The 4,994-nt window shown below is 69.7% G+C and carries 5 protein-coding genes; 2 read left to right on the top strand and 3 right to left on the bottom strand.

Annotation, left to right across the window (positions count from 1 at the left end; translation table 11 throughout):
- Positions 1-65: 65 nt before the first annotated feature.
- Together AC1D15_RS17735 and AC1D15_RS17730 are read right to left on the bottom strand one after the other, a co-directional pair.
- A complete protein-coding gene (locus AC1D15_RS17735) occupies positions 66-911 on the bottom strand; it encodes an ABC transporter permease (RefSeq protein WP_465112363.1) in 846 nt (281 codons plus the stop codon).
- On the bottom strand, positions 908-1,975 hold the full coding sequence (locus AC1D15_RS17730) for an ABC transporter ATP-binding protein (protein ID WP_477827014.1): 1,068 nt from the start codon (positions 1,973-1,975) through the stop codon (positions 908-910). The genes AC1D15_RS17735 and AC1D15_RS17730 overlap by 4 nt, the downstream gene beginning before the upstream one ends.
- A gap of 166 nt (positions 1,976-2,141) precedes the next feature.
- Here AC1D15_RS17730 and AC1D15_RS17725 point away from each other — a divergent pair, with 166 nt between their 5' ends.
- Positions 2,142-2,954 (top strand): IclR family transcriptional regulator, encoded by an 813-nt coding sequence (locus tag AC1D15_RS17725; protein ID WP_477827013.1) that lies wholly within the window; start codon positions 2,142-2,144, stop codon positions 2,952-2,954.
- Between the two features lie 125 nt (positions 2,955-3,079).
- Positions 3,080-3,964, top strand: a complete 885-nt coding sequence (locus tag AC1D15_RS17720) for a PEP-CTERM sorting domain-containing protein (RefSeq protein ID WP_477827012.1) — start codon at positions 3,080-3,082, stop codon at positions 3,962-3,964.
- Between the two features lie 135 nt (positions 3,965-4,099).
- Here AC1D15_RS17720 and ligD read toward each other — a convergent pair.
- On the bottom strand, positions 4,100-4,994 hold an 895-nt coding region (ligD, locus tag AC1D15_RS17715; RefSeq protein ID WP_477827011.1), incomplete at its 5' end, for a non-homologous end-joining DNA ligase.

Raw genomic sequence — 4,994 nt, 5'->3', positions numbered from 1 at the left:
GCATGAAGGCGATGACGAGCGCGTTGAACGCGAGTGCGAGCGGGCCGTTGCGGTTCATCGTGACCTCATCCCAACGCACGGCGGTAGCGGCCTTCGACGAGGCGGTTCCAGCCCAGCATCACCGCGAGGTTGGCGGCCAGCAGCGTCAGCGCGATCGCGGCGCCGAGCGGCCAGTTCAGCTCGTGCAGGTACTCGTCGTAGACCACGGTCGCGACCATCTTGAGGCGGCGTCCGCCGAGCAGGCCGGGGATCGCGAACGAGCTGGCCGCGAGGCCGAACACGATCAGGCTGCCCGACAGGATGCCCGGCATCACCTGCGGCAGCACGATGCGGCGCAGCGTGGTGAACGGCGAGGCCTTCAGCGACAGTGCGGCGTTCTCGATGCCGGGGTCGAGCTTCTGCAGCGAGGTCCACACGGGGATCACCATGAACGGCAGCATCACGTGCACCAGCGCGATGACGACCGCCGTCTCGGTGTAGAGCAGCTTGAACGGACCGAGGCCGAGCGCGCCCAGCGCCGCGTTGACCAGCCCTTCGGGGCCGAGCAGCATGCTCCAGCCGAAGGCCCGCACCACCACCGAGACCAGCAGCGGCGCCAGCACCACCAGCAGCATCACCGAGCGCCACGGGTTGCGCATGCGGCTGAGCACGTACGCCTCGGGCGCACCGACCAGCACGCAGATCAGCGCCACCAGCGCGGCGATGCGGAAGGTGCGCCAGAAGATGCCGTGGTAGTACGGATCGCCGAACACCATCGCGTAGTGCGCCAGCGTGAACTCGCCGGCGCGCGCGCCGGTGGCCGGGTCGTAGACGTTGAACGACAGCACCGCGGTGAGCGCGAGCGGCACCAGCAGCAGGCCGGTGAAGAGCAGCGCCGCCGGGCCGCCGAGCCACCAGGGGGCGGACTTCACGGGGCGGCCTCCACCGCCGGGGACTCGCCCGGCAGCAGCCGGCTGCCGTGCACCGGCCAGTCGATGCCGGTGCGCTGCCCGGCTTCGAGCGCCACGCGGCCGTCGTTCGGGCACAGCACCGCGAGCGCGCCGACCGCGGTGTCGACGCGGTACAGCCACTGGCTGCCGAGGAAGAAGCGCTCGGCGATCTCGCCGTCGAGCCGGCCGCTGCCCGGCGCGACGAACTGCAGCTTCTCGGGCCGCACGCTCAGCAGCACCGCGGCCCCGGGGCGGAAGCCCGTCTCTTCGACCACCACGCGAAGGCTGCCGACCTGCACCGCGCCTTCGCCGTTGACGCGGCCTTCCAGCAGGTTGGCCTTGCCGACGAAGGTCGAGATGAAGCGGGTGCGCGGATGCTCGTAGACGCGCTGCGGCCGGTCGACCTGCGTCGCGCGGCCCTGCTCCATCACGACGACGCGGTCGCTGATGGACATCGCCTCGCCCTGGTCGTGCGTGACCATCACCGTGGTGGTGCCGACCTGGCGCTGGATGCGGCGCAGCTCGAACTGCATCTCCTCGCGCAGCTGCGCGTCGAGGTTGGACAGCGGCTCGTCGAGCAGCAGCACCGGCGGCTCGATCACCAGCGCGCGGGCGAGCGCGACGCGCTGGCGTTGCCCGCCGGAGAGCTCGCGCGGGTACTTGCCGGCATGCGCTTCCAGGTGCACCAGCGCCAGAGCCTCACGCACCCGCTCCAGCCGCTCGGCGCGCGGCATGCGCCGCATCTCGAGGCCGAAGGCCACGTTGGCGGTGACCGTCATGTGCGGGAACAGCGCATAGGTCTGGAACACSATGSCGAGACCGCGCGTGTTGGCCTTGGCGTGCGTGATGTCGCGGCCGTCGAGCTCGATGCGGCCGCGCGTCACCGGCTCGAAACCGGCCACCATCTGCAGCGTCGTGKTCTTGCCGCATCCCGAAGGCCCGAGCAGCGAGACGAACTCGCCTTTCTCGACCGACAGGTTCATGTCGGCGACCGCGCAGGTGTCGCCATAGAACTTGGTCACGCCAGTCAACTGCAGGAAAGACATCGGGGTCCTCGCTTGCGGAATCCGGGAGGGAAGATTCCTCCAACGGATCGCAAGTTGCGGGCCATCTTGACCCGAGAATTCCAATCAATCAAATACTCCATTTCCCTATTTCGTTTGATGGAATACTTCAGGCTTCTGTGACCCATGGAATTCCACAGGATCGAGCATGAGCGATGAGAGCCCGTCGACCGCCGCCGCCAGCCGGCTGTTTGCCGTGATCCGTGCGCTGGCGCAGGTGCACGCCGATGGGGGGCGCGTCACGCAGATTGCCCGCAGCGTGGGCCTGACGCAGGCCACCACGCACCGCCTGCTGCAGTCGCTGGTGGCAGAGGGCATCGTCGAGCAGGACGCGCGCAGCAAGCTCTATCGCCTGGGCATCGAGTTCTTCGCGCTGGCCGCCTCGGCCGGCAACCCGGCCGACCTGCGCACGCTGTGCCGACCCGCGCTGTTGCGGCTGTGCGCGAGCCTGGGCGACAGCATCTTCCTGCTCGCGCGCAGCGGCTTCGATGCGGTGTGCCTGGACCGCAGCGAGGGGCCGTTCCCGATCCGCTCGTTCACCGGCGACGTCGGTGGGCGCGTCGCGCTGGGCGTGGGCCAGGGGGCGCTGGCGATCCTCGCGTTCCTGCCGGAGGCCGAGCGCGAAGAGGTGATCCGCTTCAACCTGTCGCGGGTGCGCGAGTACGGCGTGTACGACGAGGTCTACCTGCGCACCGAGATCGACCGCGTGCGGCAGCTCGGCTACGCGGGCCGCAACACCGGGCTGCTCGAAGGCATGGCGGGCGTCGCGGTGCCGGTGCTCGACCGCGAGGGGCGCGCGGTGGCGGCGCTCTCGGTCGGCACGATCTCGGACCGGCTGAATGCCGACCGGATGCCGACCGTGGTGGAACTGCTGAAGCGCGAGGCGGCCGCGATCGGGCCGCAGATCCACCCGTTCGATCCGAGCCTGCGGCGGCCGGCACAGAGCCTGGCGTCGCGCTGATCCGGAAGCGGCCTGTCGGACGGCACTCCGTCGGATACACGGGCCGCTACCAATTGGGGGTTGCCGCCGATGGCGCCGCCTCTTCCAATGGGGGTCTCCGGAAGTGGATCCGGCAGGGAGAACAGATGAAGATGTCGTGGATCATCGCCTCGGCGTGCGCGCTGGGCGTGTGCGGCGTGGCGCAAGCCGGCGCGGGCTCGACGCCGGGTTCGGAACCCGGTTCCRCCTCGGCGAGCTTCACGCTCGGTACGCCGAGCGGGCTCGACACCGGCGAGCCGGGGCACTGGCTGGCGGACAACGGCTTTCAGGCGTCGATCGTGACGTCGCACAAGGTGCAGGAGGCGGGCGATCCGCGCTCGCTGAACCTGAAGTCGCGCCTGCTCGATGCGTCGGCGCGCGAGGGCACGCCGTTCGGCGAGGCGGCGATCGAATTGCCGAAACCATCGGGCGAGACGCTGTCGGCGCAGGCCTCGATCTCGCACGGCAGCGTATCGGCCGGCTGGCATGCCGATCACCAGGACGACGAGGCGAGTGCGACGGTCAACTGGCAGCGGCCCTTCGTGCTGAACCCGTTCGCGTCGGTGACGTTCTCGGGCATCGCGATGCTGGCGAACGCGGTGGCATCGACCCCTCTGCCGCGCTTCACCGAAGACAGCAGCCGGCCCGACCTGTACGTGCACCAGGCGGCGCTGATCTTCCGCGACGAGGCGTTCGGGACCAACGGCGTGAACCTGATCGCGAACATCTTCAACGAGAACCCGACGGCGCCCGGCACCGGCGTGCAGCAGCGGCTGCCGAGCTTCGACGACTTCACGTACAGCGCCGACCCGCTCGGCAACCTCTCGCTGACGGTGCACAACCACTCGGGCCAGGTGCTGTTCGGCAGCTTCGAGCTGTTCGCGTACAGCTGGAACAACACCGCGCCGGTGCCGGAGCCGGCGACCTGGGCGTTGATGGTGCTGGGGTTGGCGGGGATGGGGGCGGTGGCGAGGAAACGCCGTTCGCCCTGAGCTTGTCGAAGGGTCGGGCTGAGCTTGTCGAAGACCCTGCGCGCTTCGGATATGGCCCTTCGACGGACGGGCCCTCGACAAGCTCGGTCCCTGCTCAGGGTGAACGGGCGGGCCGCCCCGCTCAACTGATCGAGATCAGCCCTTCGCCTTCGCCGGCTTGTACCCCAGCCGCTGCATCGCCCGCCCGAGCACCTGCTTCGTCGTCCAGTAGTCCTGCCACGGATCCTCGCGTTCGAACGACAGGTGCTCGCGTGCGGTCTTGACCGTCCACTGGTCGCCGCCCTTCAGTTCGTCGAGCGCGCTCCACGGCACCGGCATCGAGACGCCCAGCCCCGGCCGTGCCCGCGCCGAGAACGCGGCCACCGTCGTCGCGTTGTGGCCGTTGCGCAGGTAGTCGACGAAGATCCTGCCGACGCGGTTCTTCGGGCCGCTCTTCGCGACGTAGCGCTCCGGCACCACGCTCGCCATGTGCTGCACGATCGCCTGCGAGAAACCCTTCACCGCATCCCAGCCGTGCTGCGGCTTCAGCGGCACCACCACGTGCAGGCCCTTGCCGCCGCTGGTCTTCAGCCAGCTCTCGAGCCCCAGCGCCTGCAGCAGCGAACGCACCAGCGCCGCCGCCTCGCGCACCTGCGCCCACTCGACGCCCTCTCCGGGATCCAGGTCGAACACCATGCGGTCGGGCTGGTCGATGCGGCGCGCCAGCGCATTCCAGGTGTGGAACTCGATCACGTTCATCTGCGCCGCGCCCGCCAGCGCTGCCGCGCTCGGCACCTCCAGCAGCGGCTCGTGTTCCGGCCACAGCGCCGAGTCGAGCTCACGCAGGCCGGGGAAACGCATCTTGCCGGCGTGCTTCTGGAAGAAGGTCTCGCCGCCCACGCCTTCCGGCGCACGCAGCAGCGCGCACGGCCGCCCCTTCAGGTGCGGCAGCATCCGCTGCGCCACGCTCTCGTAGTAGTGCACCAGGTCGAGCTTCGTGATGCCGCTGCGCTTGTCGATCACGCGCTCCGGGTGCGTCACCTTCGTTGCC

This window comes from Rhizobacter sp. P2_H2 (assembly GCF_056403375.1).
Note: the sequence above shows the minus strand (reverse complement) of the source record. Positions and strands in the feature narration are given on the sequence as shown.

Coding starts and splice junctions, on each gene's coding strand:
- AC1D15_RS17725 (WP_477827013.1), top strand. CDS start 2,142: ATGAGCGATGAGAGCCCGTCGACCGCCGCCGCCAGCCGGCTGTTTGCC.